General features: G+C 60.0%; 24 protein-coding genes. 7 read left to right on the forward strand and 17 right to left on the reverse strand.

The window, feature by feature from the left end; translation table 11 throughout:
• Positions 1 to 42: 42 nt before the first annotated feature.
• Together FNU76_RS07245 and FNU76_RS07250 are read right to left on the reverse strand one after the other, a co-directional pair.
• Entirely contained in the window at positions 43 to 1119 is a 1077-nt protein-coding gene (locus FNU76_RS07245; protein WP_144277567.1) for a fatty acid desaturase family protein, read from the reverse strand.
• Between the two features lie 19 nt (positions 1120 to 1138).
• Positions 1139 to 2239 (reverse strand): ferredoxin reductase, encoded by a 1101-nt coding sequence (locus tag FNU76_RS07250; RefSeq protein ID WP_179958383.1) that lies wholly within the window; start codon positions 2237 to 2239, stop codon positions 1139 to 1141.
• A 274-nt stretch (positions 2240 to 2513) separates the two neighbouring features.
• On the opposite strand from FNU76_RS07250, the gene FNU76_RS07255 reads away from it, so the two are divergent.
• On the forward strand, positions 2514 to 3173 hold the full coding sequence (locus FNU76_RS07255) for a TetR family transcriptional regulator (RefSeq protein ID WP_144277569.1): 660 nt from the start codon (positions 2514 to 2516) through the stop codon (positions 3171 to 3173).
• A gap of 8 nt (positions 3174 to 3181) precedes the next feature.
• On the opposite strand, the gene FNU76_RS07260 is transcribed toward FNU76_RS07255, so the two are convergent.
• Both FNU76_RS07260 and FNU76_RS07265 read right to left on the reverse strand, forming a co-directional pair.
• Positions 3182 to 3994 (reverse strand): flagellin N-terminal helical domain-containing protein, encoded by an 813-nt coding sequence (locus FNU76_RS07260; protein WP_144277570.1) that lies wholly within the window; start codon positions 3992 to 3994, stop codon positions 3182 to 3184.
• Between the two features lie 108 nt (positions 3995 to 4102).
• Positions 4103 to 5392 carry an NAD(P)/FAD-dependent oxidoreductase gene (locus tag FNU76_RS07265; RefSeq protein WP_144277571.1) on the reverse strand — a complete coding sequence of 430 codons (1290 nt, stop codon included), beginning with the start codon at positions 5390 to 5392 and terminating at the stop codon, positions 4103 to 4105.
• Between the two features lie 134 nt (positions 5393 to 5526).
• Between FNU76_RS07265 and FNU76_RS07270 the strand changes: the two genes are divergently transcribed.
• A complete protein-coding gene (locus FNU76_RS07270) occupies positions 5527 to 6663 on the forward strand; it encodes a type III PLP-dependent enzyme (protein WP_144277572.1) in 1137 nt (378 codons plus the stop codon).
• A gap of 22 nt (positions 6664 to 6685) precedes the next feature.
• Here the strand turns inward: FNU76_RS07270 and FNU76_RS07275 are convergent, their stop codons facing one another.
• From FNU76_RS07275 to FNU76_RS07285, 3 genes are all read right to left on the reverse strand, one after another.
• Positions 6686 to 6916, reverse strand: coding sequence for a hypothetical protein (locus FNU76_RS07275; RefSeq protein WP_144277573.1), 231 nt, complete (start codon positions 6914 to 6916; stop codon positions 6686 to 6688).
• Positions 6910 to 7830 carry a mechanosensitive ion channel family protein gene (locus FNU76_RS07280; protein ID WP_144277574.1) on the reverse strand — a complete coding sequence of 307 codons (921 nt, stop codon included), beginning with the start codon at positions 7828 to 7830 and terminating at the stop codon, positions 6910 to 6912. Before FNU76_RS07280 ends, FNU76_RS07275 begins: the two co-directional genes overlap by 7 nt.
• A 116-nt stretch (positions 7831 to 7946) precedes the next feature.
• Positions 7947 to 8243, reverse strand: coding sequence for a hypothetical protein (locus tag FNU76_RS07285; RefSeq protein WP_144277575.1), 297 nt, complete (start codon positions 8241 to 8243; stop codon positions 7947 to 7949).
• Between the two features lie 182 nt (positions 8244 to 8425).
• Here FNU76_RS07285 and FNU76_RS07290 point away from each other — a divergent pair, with 182 nt between their 5' ends.
• From FNU76_RS07290 to FNU76_RS07305, 3 genes are all read left to right on the forward strand, one after another.
• Positions 8426 to 8833 carry a hypothetical protein gene (locus FNU76_RS07290; RefSeq protein WP_144277576.1) on the forward strand — a complete coding sequence of 136 codons (408 nt, stop codon included), beginning with the start codon at positions 8426 to 8428 and terminating at the stop codon, positions 8831 to 8833.
• A gap of 527 nt (positions 8834 to 9360) precedes the next feature.
• Positions 9361 to 9639, forward strand: coding sequence for a type II toxin-antitoxin system RelE/ParE family toxin (locus tag FNU76_RS07300; RefSeq protein ID WP_144277577.1), 279 nt, complete (start codon positions 9361 to 9363; stop codon positions 9637 to 9639).
• Between the two features lie 8 nt (positions 9640 to 9647).
• A complete protein-coding gene (locus tag FNU76_RS07305; protein ID WP_144277578.1) occupies positions 9648 to 9932 on the forward strand; it encodes a HigA family addiction module antitoxin in 285 nt (94 codons plus the stop codon).
• 22 nt (positions 9933 to 9954) lie between these two features.
• Here FNU76_RS07305 and FNU76_RS07310 read toward each other — a convergent pair whose 3' ends face one another.
• The 3 genes from FNU76_RS07310 to FNU76_RS07320 form a co-directional block, all read right to left on the reverse strand.
• A complete protein-coding gene (locus FNU76_RS07310; RefSeq protein WP_144277579.1) occupies positions 9955 to 10800 on the reverse strand; it encodes a sulfurtransferase in 846 nt (281 codons plus the stop codon).
• A gap of 115 nt (positions 10801 to 10915) precedes the next feature.
• A complete protein-coding gene (locus FNU76_RS07315; RefSeq protein WP_144277580.1) occupies positions 10916 to 11686 on the reverse strand; it encodes a substrate-binding periplasmic protein in 771 nt (256 codons plus the stop codon).
• 323 nt (positions 11687 to 12009) lie between these two features.
• Complete coding sequence (locus FNU76_RS07320; protein WP_144277581.1) at positions 12010 to 13098, reverse strand: hypothetical protein; 1089 nt, start codon at positions 13096 to 13098, stop codon at positions 12010 to 12012.
• A gap of 622 nt (positions 13099 to 13720) precedes the next feature.
• Here FNU76_RS07320 and FNU76_RS24055 point away from each other — a divergent pair.
• Both FNU76_RS24055 and FNU76_RS07325 read left to right on the forward strand, forming a co-directional pair.
• The gene (locus FNU76_RS24055) at positions 13721 to 13861 is read left to right on the forward strand and encodes a hypothetical protein (protein ID WP_179958384.1); all 141 of its coding nucleotides are present in this window, start codon (positions 13721 to 13723) and stop codon (positions 13859 to 13861) included.
• A gap of 181 nt (positions 13862 to 14042) precedes the next feature.
• On the forward strand, positions 14043 to 14579 hold the full coding sequence (locus FNU76_RS07325) for a CCDC90 family protein (RefSeq protein WP_179958385.1): 537 nt from the start codon (positions 14043 to 14045) through the stop codon (positions 14577 to 14579).
• A 77-nt stretch (positions 14580 to 14656) separates the two neighbouring features.
• On the opposite strand, the gene ispF is transcribed toward FNU76_RS07325, so the two are convergent.
• The 7 genes from ispF to FNU76_RS07360 form a co-directional block, all read right to left on the reverse strand.
• Entirely contained in the window at positions 14657 to 15136 is a 480-nt protein-coding gene (ispF, locus tag FNU76_RS07330; protein ID WP_144277583.1) for a 2-C-methyl-D-erythritol 2,4-cyclodiphosphate synthase, read from the reverse strand.
• Positions 15133 to 15828, reverse strand: a complete 696-nt coding sequence (ispD, locus tag FNU76_RS07335; protein ID WP_144277584.1) for a 2-C-methyl-D-erythritol 4-phosphate cytidylyltransferase — start codon at positions 15826 to 15828, stop codon at positions 15133 to 15135. Before ispD ends, ispF begins: the two co-directional genes overlap by 4 nt.
• Positions 15825 to 16568 carry a DNA polymerase III subunit epsilon gene (dnaQ, locus tag FNU76_RS07340; RefSeq protein ID WP_144277585.1) on the reverse strand — a complete coding sequence of 248 codons (744 nt, stop codon included), beginning with the start codon at positions 16566 to 16568 and terminating at the stop codon, positions 15825 to 15827. Before dnaQ ends, ispD begins: the two co-directional genes overlap by 4 nt.
• 97 nt (positions 16569 to 16665) lie before the next feature.
• Positions 16666 to 17952 (reverse strand): TCR/Tet family MFS transporter, encoded by a 1287-nt coding sequence (locus tag FNU76_RS07345; protein WP_144277586.1) that lies wholly within the window; start codon positions 17950 to 17952, stop codon positions 16666 to 16668.
• Between the two features lie 25 nt (positions 17953 to 17977).
• Positions 17978 to 18418: a ribonuclease HI gene (rnhA, locus tag FNU76_RS07350; RefSeq protein ID WP_144277587.1), complete on the reverse strand. Its 441-nt coding sequence runs from the start codon at positions 18416 to 18418 to the stop codon at positions 17978 to 17980.
• On the reverse strand, positions 18415 to 18996 hold the full coding sequence (locus FNU76_RS07355; protein ID WP_144277588.1) for a GNAT family N-acetyltransferase: 582 nt from the start codon (positions 18994 to 18996) through the stop codon (positions 18415 to 18417). Before FNU76_RS07355 ends, rnhA begins: the two co-directional genes overlap by 4 nt.
• Positions 18993 to 19598 (reverse strand): NUDIX hydrolase, encoded by a 606-nt coding sequence (locus tag FNU76_RS07360; protein ID WP_144277589.1) that lies wholly within the window; start codon positions 19596 to 19598, stop codon positions 18993 to 18995. Before FNU76_RS07360 ends, FNU76_RS07355 begins: the two co-directional genes overlap by 4 nt.
• Positions 19599 to 19641: the final 43 nt, after the last annotated feature.

Genomic DNA, 19641 nt, shown 5'->3' on the forward strand with positions numbered 1-19641 from the left:
AAGTTGCAAATTGAAAACGGCCTCACTATGAGGCCGTTTTCCTTAGGCGGGTTTGACAACCGGCCTGCTGGGAAAAGCGTGGCGGAAAATTCTTGCCAGCACGGTCAGGAACTGGCCGGCGAAGCTGCCGGTATTGTAGTGCTGGCCATAACGCTGGCAGATCTCGCGGACTTCCACCGCCAGGGTGGCATAGCGCCGGGCCGGCAGATCGGGAAACAGATGGTGTTCGATCTGGTGGCTGAGGTTGCCGGTCATAAAGTGCAGCAGGCGGCTACCGCTCAGATTGGACGAACCGCGCAGCTGGCGCACATACCAGGCGCCACGCGTTTCGTTCTTCAGCACCGAGGCGGGGAACACTTCGGCATGCTCGGTAAAGTGACCGCAGAAGATCACGGTAAAGGTCCAGAGATTGCGCAACAGGCTGGCCAGGGCGTTACCCGCCAGCACCGCGAGAAAATGCGGACCGGCCAGCAGCGGGAAGATAACGAAGTCTTTCAGGAACAGGCGCCATAGCTTGCGCTTGACCGGCGGCAGCTTGGCCGCCAGCTCCGCCTTGCTGATCTTGCCCTTGAAATAGCGATCCAGCTTCAGGTCGAAAATCGCGATGGCGTATTCGAACAACACGGCCTGCAACAGGGCCCACAAGGGTTGCAGCAGGTAGAACGGGCGCCAGCGCTGCTCCGCAAAGACCCGGACCGTGCCGTAGCCGATATCGTGATCCTTGCCCAACACATTGGTATAGGTGTGATGCTGGTAGTTATGGGTATTGCGCCAGGCATCGCTGGTGGAGCTGTGGTCCCACTCATAGGTCTTGCCGGAAAATTCCGGATCGTTCATGAAATCATACTGGCCATGCATCACATTGTGGCCCAGCTCCATATTGTCGACGATCTTGGAATAGGCCAGCAGCAGTACACCGACAATCCAGGTCGGCATGAAGAAGCCGGCGAACAGCAGGGTGCGGCCGGCCAGCTCGGTGAGCCTGACACTGGCGCGGACGCGGCGGATATAGCGGGCATCGGCCGCGCCGATATCGGCCAAGGTGCGGTTGCGCAAGGCATCGAGCTCTTGGCCGAAGGCTTCCGACTCTTGTGGACTGAGGGTGCGGCTGGTCGCCATATGCATGGTTTCCTGAAACTTAAAGATCGAGGATGACATCGCCGACCGGCGCGCTGATGCACAGGCGGATGGCTTCGTCCGGTTCGGTCGATACCAGGCCGGTGCGCAAATCGCGTACCGCACCGGTGCGTTTGTGGCAGCTACAGGTATTGCAGATGCCCATACGGCAGCCGAAAGCCGGCCGCAGGCCCAGGGCTTCGGCCTGTTCCAGCAGGGTGCTGCCGGTGCGGCCGGGCAATTGCCCGACCGAACGGGCGAAAGTCAGGGTAATGGGTAAATCGTCGGCGGCTTGCCAGACGGGAGGCGTGAAGGCCTCGTCGGCCAAGGCCGGCAAGGCACGTGCCTGCCAAACAGCGCGGACCGAAGCGACGAAGCCATGGGCACCGCAGGCATAAGCCCGCCGCTCGGCGGCATCGGGCACCAGCTCATCCAGTTGCGCGGCGCTGAAACGGCCGCTGGATTCGCCGTCTCCCGGCGCTTCGCCAGTCAGACAGATATGCAGACGCAGGCCGGGAAAGCTGGCCAGATCGGTCAGATGCGCCAAATTGGCGCGCCGCCTGCCGTAGTACAGCATCACCACATCGCCCTGATAGGCCTGCGCGCGCAGGGCACGCAACATCGCCAACAAGGGCGTGATGCCGCTACCGGCAGCCAACAGCAACAACTTGGCGGGCGGCGTGGCCGGCAGGACGAAGTCGCCTTCGGCCTGGCCCAGCTCCAGGTAATCGCCCGGCTTGGCCTGTTCGTGCAGCCAGCCCGAGACCAGTCCGCCTTCCTGCCGTTTGACCGTGATTTCCACTTGGCCGCCGGGCAGCACCGATGGGCTGTAACGGCGGGTATGGCGTATGCCATCAATATCCACGGTAAGCGCCACATGCTGGCCGGGCTGCATGCCCCGCCAATTCGCACTGGGCGCCAGCGTCAGGACCAGGCTGCTGTCGCCTTCTTCCCGGCAGCTGAGCACGCGCGCGAATACGCGGTGCAGCTGCAGCTGAGGGTGCAGCAGGCGGCCGTAGAAATCGAAGATGTCCTCGCGCACCAGGCTGGCCAAGGCGCCGCGCCGCAGAGGACGAAGCTGGGGCAGTAGGCGATTGACCAGTGCAGCGGGTAGTAGCGGCATTGCCGGGACCATTTGAGTGAACGTATGTTTACCAAGATGCCAGTCAAACTGGTTTCAGTCAACAACTGTTCACTTAAATATTATCGCTCCCTATCACGACACCGCCCTCGTCCGCCCCGCTTCTGCTACATTTCGGCGCTTGGGAATGCGCATCCAGGGCTTAACGGCAGGCGTTTTCCCCAACCGGATACCAGTCAATACTGGTAGGCGGTATTTCTTATTTCCGAACCAACGCCGCCAAGCCGTATCAGCGGGAAGTCGTCGAGTAGGCAGCATGCAAACCGTCAGTAAACCGATCCGTGCCGAAAAGAAGCAGCAAACCCGCCAGGCGCTGCTGGATGCGGCGCTTGAGCTGATGGCCAGCGGTCGGGGTTTCAGCGCGATCAGCCTGCGCGAAGTCACCCGCCAGGTCGGTATCGTGCCTGCTGCCTTCTATCGGCATTTTCCGGATATGGACAGCCTGGGCTTGGCCCTGGTGGAGCAGGTCAGCTCCACCTTCCGCGAAGTGATACGGCTGGTTCGGCGCAACGAAATCGAACGCCAAGGCGCGATTACCGCCTCGGTCCGCATCTTCGTCGAATACGCCGAAGCGCACCGGCTGTTGTTCCTGTTCCTGGCGCGGGAGCAGTTCGGCGGTTCGGCAGCGGTGCGGCAAGCGGTAGCGACCGTTCAGCAGCACTTTATCGCAGACTTGCAGGCCGACTTGGCCTTGAGCAGCAAGCTGACCCACCTCGGCCCGGCCGATTTGGAAATCCTCGCCAGCCTGATTGTGAAGACGGTGTTTTCCACCTTGCCGGAACTGATCAACCCGTCCGACGACCAACCCACCGCCAGCCCCGGCACGGTCAGCCAGATGGAGGACAAGCTGCGCTTTATCCTCATTGGCGGTAAACATTGGCGCGGCATTGCCGCTGGGCGGATTGCGGATGAGTGAGTGCGTTCTTACCGCAGCAGCGACAACACCTGCTTGGAATTAGCATTGGCCTGGACCTGAACCGACAGTTCGGCCTGGCTGCGAAAGTTCTCCTGCACCAGCCGGCTGGTCGCGGCGGCGTAGTCGGTGTCGCCGATGCGGCTCTTGGCTGCCGATAGATTGTCGGACTGGCTGTTCAGATTCTTGATGCTGGCTTCGAAGCGGCTATTGAGCGCGCCCAGGGTGGCGCGGTTGCTGTTCAATGTGTCGATATCCTTGTCCAGGCTGTCCAGCGCGGCGGTCGCACTGGTGGTGGACGAGAGATCGATACTGCCAGTTCCGGCAATGGCGCCGGAATTCAGATTATTGAGCGATACCGTAATCTGGTCATTGGCATTCGGGCCGGCTTGAAAGGTCTGGCTGCCGCCCTGGAACAGCTGTTGGCCGTTGAAATTGGCATTGCGCAGGGTATCGCTGTTAGAGCGGCTGAGCGTATCGACCTCGCCCTGGATGGCCGAACGGTCGGCCGCGCTGAGGGTGCTATTGCCGGCCTGCACGGTCAGCTCCCGAATGCGCTGGGTATTGTCCTGCACCGTTTCAAGCGCGCCATCGGCGGTCTGCGCCAGGGAAATACCATCATTCAGATTGCGGGCCGCCTGGTTGCTGCCGACGATCTGTGCCGCGAACTGCTCGACGATGGCGCTGCCGGCCGGATCATCCGCCGCGCTATTGATACGCTTGCCGGACGACAATTGCCCCAATAACCGGCTTTTCGCGTTTTCGGTCGCGCTCAGATCGCGCTGGGCGCCCGGTACGGTACTGTTGCCTATGGTGTTGATCATAAGGTTTCTCCAAAGCGATGCCAGGGAGTCAGCGAGCCCTGCATCCCTATTGGAGCGACATTACGCCAGACGGTTTACCTTTGACCTGCTTTCCCGACGAGCGGCGACTCAAAAATAGTCGCGTAAGCGGTAGTAGGACATGCCCACCACCTGGAGCAGCCCGCCCAGCCTTTCTCCGCCCGGAATATCGGGATTGCGCAGGGCCATGAATAGATCGAGGTGCGCCTGGTCGCCACGTATGGCTTCCGCCAGCACACGGCCGGCAACACAGGTGGGTACCAGGCCGTGCCCGGAAAAACCCTGCGCCCAATAGACATTGCCGGCCCGGCCGAAGTCCGGCGTACGGGGCACGGTGATATCGATATGGCCTCCCCAGGCATGGGAAATACGTGCCTCCCGCAGCTGCGGGAACACCTTGAGCATGTCCTGTCGCATGCCCTCGGCCAGCCGGCTGGGCGTTCGGCCGGTGTAGGTGCATTTACCGCCGAACAGCAGCCTTCTGTCGGCCGAAAGGCGAAAGTAGTCGAGGATGAATTGATTATCGGACACCGCATGGCCGCTGGGCAGCAAGCTGCTTGCCAGGCTTTCGTCCAGCGGTTCGGTGGCGATCATATAGGTGCCGACCGGCAGCACTTTTCGCTGCAGACGGCTATCGAGCCGGTCGATATAGGCATTGCACGCCAATACCAGCTTACCGGCCCTGACGCGTCCGCGCTCGGTCTCCACCACGACGCCCTCGGCGGTTTCGCTATAGCGGCAGGCTTTTGTCTGCTCGAATATCCGTACCCCGCGCCCCTCGGCGGCGCGCGCCAAACCGTGCACATATTTGAGCGGGTGCAGATGGCCGCCGCTGCTGTCCAGCAGGGCGGCCTGGTAGCGGTCCGAGCCGATATGCCGCGGGATTTCGGACTTGGGGATGAAATGCAGCGATCGATATCCCCATTTTTTCGCGGCTTCCTCCTGCCAGTCGGTCAGCAGCTTGACGCGACGCTGCTGCACCGAGGTCCACAGATGACCCTCGGCCAAGTCGCAGGCTATGCCATGGTCGGCAATACGGCGGCGGATCTCGCCGGCCGCATCCTGGATCAAGCCCCAGACGCGCCGCGCACCGCCCAACCCCAGCGTGGCTTCGAACGGCGCCATATCGCAGGAGAAGCCCAGGATGATTTGCCCGCCATTGCGTCCCGATGCCCCCCAGCCCACCCGACTGGCTTCCAGGATCGCAACCGACAAGCCCGCCTCGGCCAGGTTCAAGGCAGTGTAGAGCCCGGTATAGCCGGCGCCGACAATCACCACATCCACCTCCAGCTCGTCCGCCAAGGCAGGTCTGGACTGCCTGGCTTCGGGGCAGCTGGCGGCGTAATAGCTGTCGATATGATCGGGGCTGGACAGGAACATGGTTAGTCTCGCGGTGGGGTCGGACGGGCGGCGGACATTATGGCCAAGCCACTTGCCACTGTCGCGCTTGCCTTTGCCGGCGGCCGCGCCGCTGTTTTACACTGCGGCTCCCTTATTTCGCATAAAGGCATGCCATGCCACGCGTTTTCGATCCCGGCCAGGAGATACAGGCGGATTTCGAACTGGTTCGCCAGCAGTTGCAAAAAGGCTATACCGGCCCGTTCCTGTTGATGGATAGCGCGGTACTGCGTGAGAAAGTGGCGCGTTTCAAGGCCGCCATGCCGCGCGTCACACCGCACTACGCGGTCAAATGCAATCCCGACCCGCAGGTGTTGAAGGTATTGCGAGAAGCGGGCGCCGGTTTCGAAATCGCCTCGCCGGCCGAGTTGGCGATGTGCCGTGCCTTGGATGTTCCCGCCAGCGAGTTGTATTACAGCAACCCGATGCGGGCGCGCGAAGCAGTGGCGGAAGCGGCGGCGGCCGGCGTGCAATGGTATGTCATCGATTCGGTCACCGAGTTGCGCAAGGTGCGTGCCATCAAGCCGGATGCCAGCTTTTACCTGCGCCTGCACACGGACAATACCGGCTCGGTCTCGCCGCTATCGGAAAAATTCGGTGTCTTCGAAGACGAAGTGGCCGCCATTCTGGACGAGGCGGTGCGACTGCGCGCCGACCTGGCCGGTGCCACCTTCCATGCCGGCTCGCAATGCCTGCAGCCACGCAACTGGCAGATCGGCATCGCCGCGGCGGTACGGCTATTCGACGCCATGCGCGCCCGAGGCCTCACCCCGCGATTATTGAATCTCGGCGGTGGCTTTCCGGTCGAGCATCGCGACGCGATTCCCGCTATCGCCACCATAGGCGCGCTGATCAACGAGGCCTTGGAGGCTGTCCCGGCCGACGTCCGCATCATGGCCGAGCCAGGCCGCTTCCTGGTTTCGGATGCCGGCTGGCTGGTGTGCCGGGTCATTGGCCATACCATTCGCAAAAACCAGCCCTGGGCTTACCTGGATGCCGGTGTCTTCAACGGCTTGTTGGAGACCACCACCGGAATCGAATACGACATGCGCAGCGACCGGACCGGCGCAACGATCCCATGGGTGGTGGCGGGCCCCACCTGCGACTCCATGGACATCTGCAGCCGTACCCAGCCGCTACCGGCCGACCTGCAGGAGGGCGACTTTATCTACGTCCGCAACGCCGGGGCGTACAGCAATGCCTGCGGCAGCACCTTCAACGGCTTCGCCTTACCCGAGGTGCTCGTCGTCTGAGATGAACAATGCCGCTCCCCAGCTAAGCTACCGGCCCCTTCGCGGTCTTGGCCCGTAGCCGCGCCGGCGTCCGATCCGAAGCCGCCGTGGCGCTACGGGCCGGCGTCTCGCCATCGCTCACGGGCTCGCTGAATTGCACGGCGGCGCCGATGGGCGAGGCAAACTGGATGCCCTCTTCCCGGAAGCGTTCCAGCAGGCTGATATTGATCGCCTGCTGGGTATTGGCGAACAAGGCGTAATTCGGCTTCAACATAAAGTACACCACTTCGAAGTCCAGGCTGTTCGGCCCAGCGTCTTGAAGTGGGCGCGATCGAAGCGGGTCTCGGGCTGGTCGCGGACGATTTCCTCGACCATGGCGGGGATGCGGCCGAGCATCTCGGTCGGGGTGGTGTAGCTGAGGCTGAAGCCGAACAGGGCGCGGCGCTCATCCATCCGCTTGTAGTTGCGTATGCGGCTCTTGAGCAGGTCGGCGTTGGAAAACACCACCTCTTCGCCCGAGTCGGCCTGCACCCGGGTGCTTTTCAGGCCCACGTGCTTGACCGTGCCGGAGATGGTATCCACCACGATGGAATCGCCCGCCACGAAGGGTTTATCCAGCGCGATGGACATGGAGGCGAACAGATCGCCGAGAATATTCTGCACCGCCAGCGCGACCGCCACGCCGCCGATGCCCAGCGAGGTCACCATGGCCGTGATATTGAAACCCAGGTTGGAGAGTACCGACAGTACCACCACCACCCACACCAGCAGGCGCACCATGAAATCCACCAGGGCCAGGTGGGTGACGATGGTATCGGACCCGGCACTCTCCTCGGCCCGCAAGCGCAGCCAGCCCACCATCACCTTGCTGACCCAGATGCCTGCCTGCACCGTCAGGGCAATCATCAACGCGTTGCTCAAGAGCCGGTCGGCCGTTACGGTCAGGTCCAGCTGATTGCCGCCGACATAGAGGGCCGCGATGGCCAGGACCACCCAGTGCGTGGTGGCCAGGGCCTTGGCGACGATATCGTCGAGCTGGGTCTTCTTCCTGTCGCCAAGTTTGCTCAGATAACTACAGGCCAGCCACCGCAACATCACCAGCAGGGCCATGGCGGCAGCCGCCGCCGCCACCGCTTCCAACAGGTTTTGCCAGGTATTGTTATCCAGCAGGTAGTGTATTGTTTGCATACGCGCATCCTCCCTGATCGATCCGGAATGCGGCGACGCTTGGCCACCGCGATCCTTAGCGGACAGAAAATATGCGTAGTGGTTCCTGGGACGGTCCGCTGCCTTGCCGGCAGCGCTTACGACTCGGTCATCTCATAGCTCATCTTCAGCACGCCACAGATAAAGGTGGCAATTACCGCGAGCAGTGTGCCGCCGGCCAGATAGTCCCAATGCGGCAGCACGTTGGCCACCAGACGGTCCGGGATCAGGTCGGCCGCCGTCAGCATGAAGACGATAAACAGGGCGATATCGGCGAACAGGAATAGCAGGGTGAGCTTCAACAAGCGGCCGGCCCAGCGGTCCGCTTTCTGCGCCGGTCCCATTTCGTGCTCGATCAGACCGGCCAAGGGGTCGAACTTTTCAGGTTTGGTCATGATGGCTTGGAAGGAAGAAGAATAATCGGGAAGGCTCCACACCAGCATAGACGAGTGGGGCGGAATGCCGTGATTCCGACAGCGTCCTTCGACGTTGGCAATATCTGCAAGGAAAGCAGCGCAACTATGGCGGGGCTTTGCAGTCAATTCGCTTTCACCATACCGATAGAGCGAAGAACAGGATGACCGAGAAGTCCACACACAACGCAAAGCTTGCCGATCGGCTGCTGGACTGGAACCGCCGCAACCTGCGGCACGACAGCGTACTCAGTAGCGATCTCATCGCCGAATGCTTTGCGCCCCAATTCACCGTATTCGCCAACGGGCGCCGCTACGCTGCCGAGCATGGAAATTACCAGGAGTTTCTGGAAAGTTTCAAAAGCACCATTTCCACAATCGATTATCGGGTGGATCACACTGTCGCTACCGAAGAGAGCATCGTGCTGGCGCTGCGTGCCAAGGTGCTGCGTACTTACAACTGCATAGATGACTTCGACGCAATGCTGCTGTTGCAATTCGATTCGGATGACAAAGTGACGCTCTGGCATGAGGTCTATTTCAAGACAAGCACCCACCCATTCAATCAGTAACGGGGAGGCTGAATGAAGCTGCCAACCCAGCGCACCATGGGCGGCGGGCCTGGCCCGATATTCAACGGCTCGGCTAAGCCGCTTAACAAGCTGAGCCGAGGCGGGATGCTATTCCGCTCCCCTTGCCGTCGGCCTTCCCGGATCGCTGCACCATTCACTCCATGAGCCCGGATAGAGCCGGCTGCCCTTCAGGCCAGCCACTTCCAGCGCCAATAGATTATGGCAGGCGGTAACGCCCGAACCGCACTGCTGCACGGTATCGTGGACATCGGTGCCGGCCAGGATGGCTTGCCATTCCTCGCGCAGCGTAGCGGCCGGTCTTGAGGCCGGATAGGTCGTCGTCCAAGTGCAGCGAGTGGACGGAATTCCGTGATGTCCACTGGATCAACTTCACCATCCAAGTGCAAACGGACCTATGGTTCATACACAGCAAGCCATTCTCGAAAGGATGGCCATGCTCCTGGAAGCAGCTGAAGCAAGCGTCAATCAAAGTTGATGAACGTAAACAAGTTATTTACACTACACTCATGATATTGAGCTTCCAACACAAGGGTCTAGCGCAGTTTCATCACACTGGAAACCAAGCAGGCATACAAGCAGCTCATGCCGCGAAGCTGCGCAAGCTGTTGACTGCCTTGGATGCCGCAGCCGCACCGTCGGATTTGGCGCTACCCAGCTTTAGCTATCATCCGCTTAAGGGTAACCTGAAAGGTTACTTTTCACTGACAGTAAGCGGCAACTGGCGTCTCATCTTCCGCTGGCAGGGAACAGATGTAGAACTCCTCAATTATCTGGATTACCACTAGGAGATCGTATGCACATGCACAACCCTGCCCATCCGGGCGAGATTTTGAAGGATTGGCTAGACGACCTGGACCAGACGATCGCAGGGTTCGCCGACCGTATCGACGTATCGCGCACAACCATGTCCAAAATCATCAATGGCCATAGTAGGGTAACGGCCGATGTGGACTTACGCTTGGCGGCAGCCCTCGGTACTACCGAGGGCTATTGGCTGCGCATACAGACCCAACGCGATCTATGGGAGGCAAAGCAGCAGGCTCGGCCCAATATTCAACGACTTGCCTTAGCCGCTTAACAAGCTGAGCCGAGGCGGGATGCTATTCCGCTCCCCTTGCCGTCGGCCTTCCCGGATCGCTGCACCATTCACTCCATGAGCCCGGATAGAGCCGGCTGCCCTTCAGGCCAGCCACTTCCAGCGCCAATAGATTATGGCAGGCGGTAACGCCCGAACCGCACTGCTGCACGGTATCGTGGACATCGGTGCCGGCCAGGATGGCTTGCCATTCCTCGCGCAGCGTAGCGGCCGGTTTGAAGCGGCCGTCGGCCGCCAGATTGGCCTGGAAAAACCGGTTGCGGGCGCCGGGAATATGTCCCGCCACCGGATCGATGGTTTCTCCTTCACCGGCAAAGCGTCCCGGCGCCCGGGCATCGATCACGGTGAATTCCTGCCGGTCCAGATTGTCCAGCACCGTCGAGACATCGACGGTCCAGGCCTTATGCACGCGCGCATCGAAGCTGCCCGCACGCACCGCCGGCACGGTTTGGGTCAGCGCGCCACCGGCGGCCTGCCATGCAGCTACGCCGCCATCGAGCACCTGTACAGAGTCAAAGCCAAGCCAACGCAACAACCACCACAAGCGCGCCGCATACATGCCGCCCTGCGCGTCATAGGCCACTACCCGCCGATCCGCCGCCAAACCCGATGCCGCCAGCCGCTGTGCCAGCGCTTTTGGATCGGGTAGCGGATGGCGGCCGTTATCACCGGTCTTGAGGCCGGAGAGATCGTCGTCCAAGTGCAGGAAATAAGCGCCGGGCAAGTGGCCGGCTTCATAGGCCTGACGGCCAGCCTTGGGGTCGGCCAGGTCGTGGCGGCAATCGAACAGCAGCAGCTCAGGCTGATCGATTTGTACAAGTAGCTCGGTGGCGGTGATCAGTGGCGACAAGACTTTCTCCTGACAACAGGCAAGTGCCTGCGGCAATGGGTTGAGTATCGCCGCGATTCTAGGCCGAGATGGAAGGAAATGGCATGGGTGTTCAAGCCTCGGCGGGCGCCTGCGGCTATTTCTGCATGACGCCTTCGTGGAAATCGGCCAGCGCCTTTTCCATGCTGCCGTCGCGGCGGATAATTTCCAGCGCCTGGTTGAAGCTGCTCAACAAGGCTTGGGCATGCGGATATTTGCGCGACACGATCAGGTGCAGCGATTGCTGCTCAGGCCCGAATGGCATGGCGATGGTGGCGAACTGGGTCGCCCGGCCGGGGGAATTCTGCTGGATAAGATACCAGCCGACCAATTCGTCCTGCGGCATGAAGTCCACCCGCCCGCTTTCCAGCACCCGCAGCGCGGCGGCTTCATCGGGCGAGTACAGGATGACGGCGCCGGCCGAGCGCATGGCTTCGTCCCACCAATATCCCCGCGGCGTAGCCAGTGTCTTGCCGGCCAATTCACGCACGTTCTGCAAAGGTGGGCGTATCTTATCGCCGGCGTGGTAGAACAGGACGGTGCGGCCGCCTATCAGCGGCGAACTGAAGTGATATTTCTGCATGCGCTGCGCGGTCGGCACATAAGGCAGGCCGGCAAAAGCCTCGCCGTTCTGCACCATCTGCTCCACCCGTGGCCAACTGACGAAAACCCAGGCCGGGCGGGTCCCCATCCGGGCCATGACGCGGTTCATCAGGCCGCCAAGGATGCCTTTGTCCTGCATCGTCGTGGAAATATACGGCGGCCATTCCCCGGTCGCGATCGGAATGGGCTGCAAGGCGCCGACTTCCTCGGCACAAGCTGCCCGGGCAAGCAATAGCGCCGCGAATGCTGCCGCGAAACGCCTCATGATCGAAGCCTCGACAAAGGATGGGGATCTACTCAGGATAGCGCGCCGGAATCGACGTGGTGCGAAAAGGTTGCCAGCTTAGGAAGTCGATAATTCTTGAATCATTCGCTGACGCATGACCACCTCCATTAGCGCTAACGGAACAGCACCTTCAGTCTACCCAGCGTGGAGAGTTTGGCTCCAGCGAACAAACTCGTTGGAGATCCCGCCATGGCAAGACCCTTCAAGCTGGACCAGGTGCGACAAAACGCGGAAGACAGGCGCGCCTGGGTGTCGAGGTTCGGCCATAGCGCTTAGTGGTTGCCGATTTCACCTGGGAGAGGTTATGCGAAGCCGGATCGAGAACAGACTTTCTTCCCATATGAATTGAAAATTTTCTCAAGCCTCCGCGTATCTTGGGTTTCTACGCCGTCAGGATTCTTTCCATCCTTGTAACGAACCTTAAATTCGCCCTGATCCAATTTTGCGTACCCTTCCGCCAAATCTCTTTTAATGGAATTCATTCGAGCCGACCCTCCCCCTTTACTACTTATTTCAGAGAGTTCGACTTCCAATTTCTCGCAACTGCGCAAAATATCCGTAGCTCCCTCAATTTTATAAGTTACTTCGTACCCTTCACTACGATTGGATAGCTTAAGCGTCTCCGTTTTGATAAAATCAACCTTTTCCTTAACACGATACTCATCCACAAGACGACTTTGAAAACATTCTTCCAACCCTCCCAGCGACGGCAATGCGGATCTATTAAAGCGGTGTAACGGACTTGCCTGGTTGAGTATTCTATTCAAAGCATCAACATCGGACGGATTAACAGCGGCAGCCCTCAGCTGCGCCTTATTGAATTTAGCATTGCACAAACCACTTCTTGCTTTTTGGGAAGCATCGTTTTGCAAATTACTGTTCTCGCGCAACAATGCGTAAATTTGTTGCCGCAGCTCTTCAAATACGAAATGGTGCTCGGTATTATTGCTACCTACAACTGCTTTTTCTTTTTCCGCTCCAACTCTGTCAGGCAAGGAATCTGCTAGCGCATTGCATTCATTTTCATACGCCTCGATGATGCGGCCGTACTCGATTCGCGGCGCAAAACATTGTATATGTCTATCCAGCTCTTCTTTCTCCCGCTTAACTCCCTCAACACATTCTTTCATGCGATCCAGCAGACCTCGAATCCGTGTATTGTTTTCCTCAATCTGACGTGCAATCAATTGATGATCTGGCTCTTGCGCCCGAGAGAACAGGTTTTTTATAATCCCATCAAAGCATTTCAATACGCCTTTCGCTGCAAGTTCAATTGAAATGAGCACACCATCCTGCACTTTAATTTCACCAGACCGAGTGGGCGGACTCCCTAATGAACTCGATCCAGAAATTGCATTCAAACTATTTCGACCAACCCTTACATCACTCATAGAAAATCTTTCCCGCACATATAATTCGGTTGCAAGCGCAATTCTTACATGCCCAAGTAATCTAGTGGATGGCGTAGACAAATCCATCACCAAGCGGGGGTAGGTTACCTATATGCCACATGGTAATTACGATGATATCCATTGTATTGGCATCAACATAGTCTGCTTTGGCAGATGATCCGAAACTTTCGTAAAATTCTCCGTCGGCTTGAATTGGCGCGGCTCCGTATAAAGGTAACTGTCGGCGTTGGAGCAAGTTTGCTGATCCGAACTCGATCAATCACCGGCACGTGTGCGTCTAGTGCCGTACGAGATCTTCCGGATTTCGACGTATCTGCTCGGTCTGAGAGGCCATACGATTCGCACCGACGACCCCGAGTTCATGCTATTTTGGTATGCCACGCCAAGATAGAACTGATTCATAATCCGGTATGCGGAACTTCCCACCCCCAGCTTCCAGCATGAAGGTTCCAACCCAACAAAAAGTGCACGCATGCGTAACTTCGTAGCTACTGGGATCCTTGCCGTCCAATTTACGCTTGTCGCCGTTGCGGACAGATTGCCCGCGATATTGGCACCAGCGGTCGCAGCTTCGGTTTACGGCCCGCTCTGGGTGCTCTCCATGCTTGGCCTACCCGTCTTCGGCAATGCCGAGTCCGGCGGCTGGGCGGGCCCCAGCCTGTTTGGCTGGCTGTGCGCCATCCTCTTCTGGGCGGTCGCATGGTGGATATTTGTCCAGGCTGTAGTCAAGCTTCGGTCTTAGGCAAAGCCGCCACACAATCACACGCAACTAATCAGCCGCCAAGCGGTCTGTTCGCGAAGCGGATGGCCTCGCCGTGGGTAGCTGCCCATTGCCATGGTCCGCTTGCGAATAGCCATATCAAGTTTATTTTACGCCACGACATATTATTTTAATAAAGAGGGATTCAGAAATGGTTGCAACGATGACGTTCGATACCTTACAAATGGTTGCACGCCTGGAGCAGGCCGGCATTCCAACCGAGCACGCCAAGGCGCAAGTGATGATGCTGGCCGACGTACTGGCCACCGAGCATGCGGGGTACGCTGAAACCTACTCGACCAAGTCGGATATTAACCAGCATTTGACCAACATCGATAAAGACCTCGTACTGACCAATGTCAAGATTGACCAGCACGTGGTCGAATTGAATGCCAAGATCGACCGACACGCCATCGAATTGAATGCCAAGATTGACCAGCATGCTAGCGAATTCAACGCCAAGCTTGAAAAAACCAACACCAAGATTGACCAGCATGCCGTCGAATTCAATGCCAAGCTTGAAAAAACCAACACCAAGATTGATCAGCATGCCGTCGAATTCAATGCCAAGCTTGAAATGCTGGATTCGAAATCCGATAAACGTACATCGGAGCTAAAGGCGGAACTGATTCGCTGGGTGGTAGCGGTCAGCACCTTGCAAGGAACGTTGATATCCGCCTTGCTGCTGAGACTCCACTAACCGCCAGGTACTCAGCTCCAATAGGATTGCCGCCACGGTTTTCGCCCGACTACCCCCTAGCCGGGCGCGCCCCTGGATTAGCTCGTGAACAGCAGGCAAACCGCCTGCGCCTCGATGCTGGCTCCTTCGCCGACCGGCCCCAGCTTTTCGTAGGTCTTGGCCTTGATATTTACCTGGGTGACGGCCACACCCAGATCCTCGGCGATATTGCCCTGCATGGCGGCGATATGCGGCGCCATCTTCGGCGCTTGCGCCAGGATGGAGGCATCCAGATTACCTAGCGTCCAACCGGCCAAGCGCACCCGGCGATAAGCCTCGCGCAGTAGCGCACGGCTATCCGCACCCTTGAATTCCGGGTCGGTGTCGGGAAAATGACGACCGATATCGCCTAGTCCGGCCGCACCCAGCAAGGCGTCGGTGATGGCATGCAGCAGCGCATCGGCATCGGAGTGGCCATACAGCCCCTTGTCGAACGGGATGGTGACCCCGCCCAATATCAGGGGACGCCCTTCCACCAGGCGGTGCACGTCCCAACCCTGCCCTATGCGAAAGCTCATACGCGGTTCCTTTCTGCGAGATATAGCGAGGCAAGCGCAAGATCATCCGGATAGGTCACCTTGATATTGCGCTCATTGCCGGCAACCAGGCGCGGCGCCAGCCCCAGCGCCTCGATGGCGCTGGCCTCATCGGTGATACCGGCATGCGTGGCGCTTTCCAGGGCACGCAGCAGCATGCCATGACGGAACATCTGCGGTGTCTGGGCGCGCCACAGCGTATCGCGCGGCACCGTGGCAAGGCTGCGGCCCTCGCCGTCGGCCCGCTTGAGCGTATCCGCCAGCGGCAAGGCAAGCAGCCCGCCGACCGGATCATCGCGCAGGGTGTCGATCAGGCGCTCCACTTCCTCGACGCCGATACACGGCCGCGCCGCATCATGCACCAGTATCCAATCGTCTGCCGCCACGCTGGCCTGCAAGGCGGCCAAGCCATTGCGCACGGTTTCTGCCCGGCTGGCGCCGCCGCAGCGCAGGACGGTGAGTTTATCCATGCCGGCCACCCACGCCGGCTCGAACCAGGCGTCGTCGGGCGACAGCACCAGTACGACCCGTTCCAGGCCGGGGCAGCCAAGCAAGGCGCGCAAGGTATGCACCAGCAAGGGCTGTCCCAACAATGGCAGGTATTGCTTGGGCGTTGCCGCGCCCATGCGGCTGCCCGAGCCGGCCGCCGGCAGGAGGGCGACGAAGCGATTCATGCCGTGGCCGCTTCGGTGTCCAGGCTACGCCATAGGCATTGCCCTTTTACCGCCTTATCGAGCGCGTCGAGATAGGCCGCATGCTCGGCCAGTTCCGCCTCGCTGGCGGCCACGCGCTTCAACGCGCCGCGCCGGTCACGCGCCGCACTGGCGGCTGCCGCCAAGCCGGCAAGATCGTGACTATCGGTCGCGGCGGTCGAGTCGATCAGCAGGCTGTCCTGGCCACGGGTCATGGACAGGTACACCTCGGCCAACAGTTCGCAGTCGATCAGCGCGCCGTGCAGGGTCCGGGCACTGCGATCCACTTCGAAGCGGTCGCACAAGGCATCGAGGCTATTGCGCTTGCCGGGAAACATTTCCTTGGCATCGCGCAGGGTATCGATCACGCCGCTGACGTAATCGCTCATCTTGCCGCGCCCCAGCTTGGCCAGCTCCATATTCAGGTAGCCGATATCGAAGGGCGCGTTATGGATGATCAACTCTGCGCCTTCGATAAAGCGCAGGAAGTCGTCGACGATGGCTGCGAATTTCGGCTTATCGGCCAGGAATTCGGTGGTCAAGCCGTGCACATTCAAGGCGCCCGGTTCGCTATCCCGCTCGGGGTTGATATGCCGATGGAAATGCCGCTCGGGCGGCGAAAGTTTTCGGCTCACCATTTCGACCGCGGCGATTTCCAGGATGCGGTTGCCGTCTTCGACCCTCAGGCCGGTGGTTTCGGTATCGAGGATGATTTGACGCATGTGAAGCGGGTTTCCTAAAGAAGCGCCAAACCTATCCACGTAACGGTGAGGTGGATGGATTCGGCGGTGTTACTGATTGAAATGCGCCGTCAGGCTGTCATGAGTGGGAGGCGGGAAGATCAACCGACGGAACGGTATCCCCCGCCGGCACCCTTCGCTGCCTGGCCTGACGATTGAAGTGCAGCACAGCCAGCAGCAGACCCAGCCCTTGCAACACCGAACAAATGTAGAAAGTAGCACCCAAGCGCCAATCGTTGCCGGGAAGGTGACTTACTTCCGCCAATAGCGAGCTACCAATCACGGGCGCGACAATGATGGCCACGCTATTGATGGCGTTGAGCGAGCCCATGGTAAGGCCTTGCTCGCTGGGATCGACCGATTTCGACACGATGGCCTGCAAAGCCGGTCCCGCCGCGAAGCTGAGGAAATTGGCCAGGACGATGCAGTACAGCATCCAGCCCTGCGTGGCCAAGCCATACAACAGGAAGGCGACGGTGCCGGAAGCCAAACCGAACAGGGCCAGCCTGACCTCGCCGAAACGCTTCAACAGCCGCCCTTGCAACAGCCCCTGCACCAGGGCGCCGACCATGCCGACGACAAACAAGGCCGCGCCGTTTTCAGGCGGTCCCCAGCCGAAGCGGAATTCGGTGTAGAGCACCCAGGTGGTCTGCAGGATGAACTGCGCCAACACCGTCAACGCGAACACCCAGATCAGGCCACCCACGCCATGGATGCGCGAGAGGTTGCCCAAGGCCGAGAAGGGATTGGCGCGCTGGAACGAAAAAGCCGCGCGCCGTTCGACCGGCAGGGACTCCGGCAGGACAAAATAGCCATAGAGCCCGTTGAGCAGCGCCAGAACGGCCGCCACGACGAAGGGCAGCCGCAGGTCATAGGCACCCAGCACGCCGCCCAGCATGGGACCGAAGATAAAACCCATGCCGAAGGCGGCGCCCAGCAGGCCAAAGCTCTTGCCTCGCTGCTCCGTGCTGGTGATATCGGCCATATAGGCGTTCGCCACCGAAAAGCTGGCGCCGGTGCCGCCACTCAGGATGCGGACCAGCAGCAGGCTGAGCAAGGAGGCGGCCACGGCATGGACGACATAGCTGACCGCCAGGCCGAAGATCGACAATAACAAGACGGGACGACGGCCGAAGCGATCGCTGAGGGCGCCCAGCATGGGTGCGCAGAAGAATTGCATAACCCCGTAGGTCACGCTCAACGCGCCATACCAGTAAGCCTGCTGATCACGGCTGGCGGTGAATTCCCCTACCAGGGAAGGCAGCACCGGAATGATCAGACCGATACCCAGCACGTCCAGAAAGACCGTGAACAGGATAAAGGCCTGGCTGGCCTGGCGATTCTTGCTGAACAACTTGCTCCACATGCTTGCCTTTCCGCTCGTTGGCTCCCTACCTGATCGATGCGACGCCCCGGTTGGCCAGGCCATCCGCTCTTTCGTTGCCGGCGTGGCCGGCATGGCCCTTGACCCAGCTCCACTCGACCTTATGCAGCTCGCGCACGGCATCCAGCCTTTGCCAGAGATCGGCGTTTTTGACCGGCTTTTTGTCGGCGGTCTTCCAGCCATTGCGCTTCCAGCCGTGGATCCAGCTTTCGATGCCGTTCTTCACGTACTGCGAATCGAGCCAGACCCTGACCGCGCAGGGCCGCTTGAGGCTTTCCAGCGCAGCGATCACGGCCATCAGTTCCATGCGGTTGTTGGTGGTATCCGGCTCGCCGCCGAATATTTCCTTTTCCTGGCCCTTATAGACCAGCAAGGCACCCCAACCGCCCGGACCGGGGTTGCCCTTGCAAGCGCCGTCGGTATAGGCGACGACGATATCGTCGTTCATCGCTTGGTCTTTCCAGCCGGCTTGGCGGCCTTGGCCGCGCCGGCGGGCTTGAAGCCGTAGCGATATTCGTCGCTCTTGCTGCCCTTGAAATTGTCGGCATTGGGCAGCAGCGCTTCACGCTTGAAGCCCAGCGCTTCCGCCAGGGCGATGGAGGGCTTGTTGCGGGTATCGATAAAGATCTCGAACGCCTCGGCCATGAAGGGGCCGATCAGGTGTTCGCGCAGTTTGTTCAAGGCTTCGGTGGCATAGCCCTTGCGTTGGTGGGGCGCGAAAACAAACCAGGACATGCTGGCGACATTGTCCTCGTTCACGGTGGCCTGCACCTGGCCGATATAGGCGCCGTCAGTGCCCAAGCGCACCGCCCAGTTCAGCCACCATTCGGCGCCATCGGGGGAACTGCGGCTTTCCAGGCGCTGGAACCGGGCCGTCAAGGCCTCCAACGAGGCGGGGGGATTCTGCGGGATGAACTGGTACAGCGAGGGGTCGTTCAAACCGTCCAATAACAGCGGCGCATGGGCGGCGGTCAGCGGTTCTAGCGTCAGGCGCTGGGTGGAAAGTACGGTATTGGCAGCGCTCATGGTTGCTTCTCTTCAATCAAGGTTTGATACAGCGTCATCAGCATTCCCGCCGTGGCGCCCCAGATGATCTTGCCTTCCCAGTTGAGGGAATAGGTCACCCGGCGCGCTTCCGGGAAGTTCAGCACGCGTTCGGTAAAGTTGGTTCGATCCAGCACAAAGCCCAGCGGAACTTCAAAGACTTCGTCCACCTCGTCCACCTGGCGGCTCAGCACAAAACCGGGCCGCAGCAGGGCCACCACCGGGGTGACCTTGTAACGGGTAATGGTGGTGTACTGCGCCAGGCGACCCACCGTGGTGGCAAAGGTGGGGGCAATGCCCACTTCTTCCTCGGTCTCGCGCAGCGCCGCCTGCTCGGCGGTTTCCTCGTACTCCATGCGCCCGCCGGGAAAGCTGATCTGGCCGGGATGCTTGGCCAGCCGCTCGTGCCGCTTGGTGAAAAGTACGGTGGGCTCACCGGCATGCATCACGATCGGCACCAGCACGGCGGCCGGCGTGGTGTCGTCGGCGGTCTGCACATCGCCGCCCGGCGCCAGCCTGACGGTATCGAGCCGGTGCGCGAGCCAGTTGCGCGCCGCATCGAAATCGGTGGGAAGGATCAACATCACGCTATTTTAACAGCAGGCCGCGCACGTGCCTCGGCGCAAA

The sequence above is a fragment of the Chitinimonas arctica genome, from assembly GCF_007431345.1.
GTDB lineage: Bacteria > Pseudomonadota > Gammaproteobacteria > Burkholderiales > Chitinimonadaceae > Chitinimonas > Chitinimonas arctica.

What these genes read in the sequence shown, in the direction of transcription:
- FNU76_RS07270 (WP_144277572.1), top strand. Translation starts at nt 5,527, where the DNA reads ATGCCACGCGTTTTCGATCCCGGCCAGGAGATACAGGCGGATTTCGAA.
- FNU76_RS07275 (WP_144277573.1), bottom strand. Translation starts at nt 6,916, where the DNA reads ATGTTGAAGCCGAATTACGCCTTGTTCGCCAATACCCAGCAGGCGATC.
- FNU76_RS07360 (WP_144277589.1), bottom strand. Translation starts at nt 19,598, where the DNA reads ATGTTGATCCTTCCCACCGATTTCGATGCGGCGCGCAACTGGCTCGCG.
- FNU76_RS07250 (WP_179958383.1), bottom strand. Translation starts at nt 2,239, where the DNA reads ATGCCGCTACTACCCGCTGCACTGGTCAATCGCCTACTGCCCCAGCTT.
- FNU76_RS07285 (WP_144277575.1), bottom strand. Translation starts at nt 8,243, where the DNA reads ATGACCAAACCTGAAAAGTTCGACCCCTTGGCCGGTCTGATCGAGCAC.
- FNU76_RS24055 (WP_179958384.1), top strand. Translation starts at nt 13,721, where the DNA reads ATGCTTGGCCTACCCGTCTTCGGCAATGCCGAGTCCGGCGGCTGGGCG.
- FNU76_RS07315 (WP_144277580.1), bottom strand. Translation starts at nt 11,686, where the DNA reads ATGAGGCGTTTCGCGGCAGCATTCGCGGCGCTATTGCTTGCCCGGGCA.
- FNU76_RS07290 (WP_144277576.1), top strand. Translation starts at nt 8,426, where the DNA reads ATGACCGAGAAGTCCACACACAACGCAAAGCTTGCCGATCGGCTGCTG.
- FNU76_RS07280 (WP_144277574.1), bottom strand. Translation starts at nt 7,830, where the DNA reads ATGCAAACAATACACTACCTGCTGGATAACAATACCTGGCAAAACCTG.
- FNU76_RS07320 (WP_144277581.1), bottom strand. Translation starts at nt 13,098, where the DNA reads ATGAGTGATGTAAGGGTTGGTCGAAATAGTTTGAATGCAATTTCTGGA.
- FNU76_RS07300 (WP_144277577.1), top strand. Translation starts at nt 9,361, where the DNA reads ATGATATTGAGCTTCCAACACAAGGGTCTAGCGCAGTTTCATCACACT.
- FNU76_RS07345 (WP_144277586.1), bottom strand. Translation starts at nt 17,952, where the DNA reads ATGTGGAGCAAGTTGTTCAGCAAGAATCGCCAGGCCAGCCAGGCCTTT.
- FNU76_RS07245 (WP_144277567.1), bottom strand. Translation starts at nt 1,119, where the DNA reads ATGGCGACCAGCCGCACCCTCAGTCCACAAGAGTCGGAAGCCTTCGGC.
- FNU76_RS07305 (WP_144277578.1), top strand. Translation starts at nt 9,648, where the DNA reads ATGCACATGCACAACCCTGCCCATCCGGGCGAGATTTTGAAGGATTGG.
- FNU76_RS07355 (WP_144277588.1), bottom strand. Translation starts at nt 18,996, where the DNA reads ATGAGCGCTGCCAATACCGTACTTTCCACCCAGCGCCTGACGCTAGAA.
- FNU76_RS07255 (WP_144277569.1), top strand. Translation starts at nt 2,514, where the DNA reads ATGCAAACCGTCAGTAAACCGATCCGTGCCGAAAAGAAGCAGCAAACC.
- ispF (WP_144277583.1), bottom strand. Translation starts at nt 15,136, where the DNA reads ATGAGCTTTCGCATAGGGCAGGGTTGGGACGTGCACCGCCTGGTGGAA.
- FNU76_RS07325 (WP_179958385.1), top strand. Translation starts at nt 14,043, where the DNA reads ATGACGTTCGATACCTTACAAATGGTTGCACGCCTGGAGCAGGCCGGC.
- FNU76_RS07265 (WP_144277571.1), bottom strand. Translation starts at nt 5,392, where the DNA reads ATGTTCCTGTCCAGCCCCGATCATATCGACAGCTATTACGCCGCCAGC.
- ispD (WP_144277584.1), bottom strand. Translation starts at nt 15,828, where the DNA reads ATGAATCGCTTCGTCGCCCTCCTGCCGGCGGCCGGCTCGGGCAGCCGC.
- FNU76_RS07260 (WP_144277570.1), bottom strand. Translation starts at nt 3,994, where the DNA reads ATGATCAACACCATAGGCAACAGTACCGTACCGGGCGCCCAGCGCGAT.
- rnhA (WP_144277587.1), bottom strand. Translation starts at nt 18,418, where the DNA reads ATGAACGACGATATCGTCGTCGCCTATACCGACGGCGCTTGCAAGGGC.
- dnaQ (WP_144277585.1), bottom strand. Translation starts at nt 16,568, where the DNA reads ATGCGTCAAATCATCCTCGATACCGAAACCACCGGCCTGAGGGTCGAA.